We start from the raw sequence: 2,336 nt of genomic DNA, 5'->3' as shown, positions 1-2,336 counted from the left end.
GCACCGCCGCCGCCGCTGACCGGCCCCCGCCGCCGAGGCCCCCGCCCCGCGGGGGCGCCGGCCGCGGGCGTCCGGACCCGGTCGCGGGACCCCCAACCCGTGCTCCTTACCCAGCCACGGCCCCGGCCAGACACACTCGCGCCGTTCGGGCACAACACATCGTCGAATCGGACAGTTTCGGCTGCCTTCCGATCGATTCCCGCTCACCATGTGCGATCGCTTCCGTCGTCAAGGCGTAACAAAAGCGACTGAATCGATGATTTGAGCAACTCGGTGTAGCACTCCCTGCACTTAGCGTTATTCTCCTCAGACGTGTACGGCAGCCCCACGCTTCGCTGCGAAGAGTGAAAGCTTCCGTGCCGCACGTGATGGAAGCTCTGCCACTGGGAGTCCCGTGTACCCACACGTCGGGGTTGACGCCTCGGGCCTGGCTACGCTCCGCGCGACGGTCCTCGGCCACCTGCGCGGACTCGTCCCCACCGCGTACGCCGTCCCGGCCCTCGCCGCACCCGCGCTCGCCGGACCCGTCTACGCGCTCGCCGACGGCGGCCCCGCGGTGGGCAGACGCGGCGGCCGCGGCGGCGCCCAGGCCACCGCCCGCCGGCCCAGCGCGGACAGCGACAGCGCCCGCATGATGGACCTGGTGGAGCGGGCCCAGGCCGGCGAGGCCGAGGCCTTCGGGCGGCTGTACGACCAGTACAGCGACACCGTCTACCGGTACATCTACTACCGCGTCGGCGGCAAGGCCACCGCCGAGGACCTGACCAGCGAGACCTTCCTGCGCGCGCTGCGCCGGATCTCCACCTTCACCTGGCAGGGCCGCGACTTCGGCGCCTGGCTGGTCACCATCGCGCGCAACCTGGTCGCCGACCACTTCAAGTCGAGCAGGTTCCGCCTGGAGGTGACCACCGGCGAGATGCTCGACGCCAACGAGGTGGAGCGCAGCCCCGAGGACTCGGTGCTGGAGATGCTCTCCAACGCCGCCCTGCTGGAGGCCGTCCGCAAGCTCAACCCGCAGCAGCAGGAGTGCGTCACGCTCCGGTTCTTGCAGGGCCTGTCCGTGGCGGAGACCGCGCGCGTCATGGGCAAGAACGAGGGCGCGATCAAGACCCTCCAGTACCGCGCGGTGCGCACCCTGGCCCGGCTCCTGCCCGACGACGCCCGCTGAGAGCGCCGCCATCCCGCCCCTGTCCCCAACTCACCCCCGGTGACGCCTCGATGACGCGCTGGTCCGATCATCTTCCGTGCGTAACCCAAGTGCCGCGACGCTCGTTGTGCGGGATGCAGGCTCCCTGTGGTCGCCGCCGGAGCGCCGCCCCTCACTCGTTCGTGTGGACGGACTCACGGTGCGCAACCCTCCGGACCCCCCGGGGAGTCGACCGTCATGACGAGAGGAGGTGCCGCCAGTGATCGCGAACGTATCGGCCCACCGGCGGGCGAACGCCTTCGCCCAGGCCCTGGAAGAGCAGCCGGCAGCGCGGCCGGCCGAGCCCGAGGCCCCGGCCGAGCCGGCCGCCGAGCCGACCGAGCAGGCTCGGCTGCTGGCCATGGTGCGCGGGCTCGGCGAGCTGCCGAGACCGGAGCTGGACCCGGACGTGAAGGTGGTCCACCGGGCGCGGATGATCGCCGCCATGGAGGCCATGGCCGCCGAGGGCAGTGCGTCCGCGGGCCCTACCGTGCCGCCGCAGCGGACCCCCGGGCGGGGCGCCCACCGCGCCACCGGACTGCGGAGGTTGCGTCCCCGTTCCCGCTGGACCAAGGGGCTCGCCGCGGGCGGCCTCACCGTGGGCGTGGCGGCCGGGGCGTTCAGCGGAGTGGCCGCTGCCAGTTCCGACGCCCTCCCCGGTGACTCCCTCTACGGGCTGAAGCGCGGCATGGAGGACCTCAAGCTCGGCATGGCGGACGGCGAGGCGGACCGGGGCGAGATCTACCTGGACCAGGCGTCCACCCGGCTCGGTGAGGCGAGACGCCTGCTGGAGCGGGGCCGCGGCGGCGCCCTCGACCACGAGTCGCTCACCGAGATCAGACGCGCCCTCAACGGCATGCAGCACGACGCCGCCGAGGGCCACCGGCTGCTCCGCCTCGCCTACCAGCGGGACGGCGCGCTCGCCCCGATGGCCGCGCTCAACTCCTTCGCCCGCAGCCACCGCGACACCTGGAACGGCGTCCGCGACCGGCTGCCCGTCCAGCTCACCGACGTGGGCAACCAGGTCAGCGACGTCTTCGCCGCCATGGACGAGGACGTCCAGCCGCTCCAGGCCCGGCTCCCCCAGCCCCCGCAGCGCGGCGGCCCCGCCTCCCGGGACACCAGCCGCCCGCCGAGCGCCACCCAGGAC

The 2,336-nt window shown here is 73.1% G+C and carries 2 protein-coding genes; both read left to right on the top strand.

Annotated elements, in window-relative coordinates; genetic code table 11:
* Nucleotides 1-394: 394 nt before the first annotated feature.
* Nucleotides 395-1,168 (top strand): ECF subfamily RNA polymerase sigma factor, BldN family, encoded by a 774-nt coding sequence (locus tag C6N75_RS26000; protein ID WP_105871318.1) that lies wholly within the window; start codon nt 395-397, stop codon nt 1,166-1,168.
* Between the two features lie 238 nt (nt 1,169-1,406).
* On the top strand, nt 1,407-2,336 hold a 930-nt coding region (locus C6N75_RS25995), incomplete at its 3' end, for a DUF5667 domain-containing protein (RefSeq protein ID WP_105871317.1).

This window comes from Streptomyces solincola (assembly GCF_002982015.1).
In the GTDB taxonomy this organism is placed as follows: Bacteria; Actinomycetota; Actinomycetes; order Streptomycetales; family Streptomycetaceae; genus Streptomyces; species Streptomyces solincola.
Note: the sequence above shows the minus strand (reverse complement) of the source record. Positions and strands in the feature narration are given on the sequence as shown.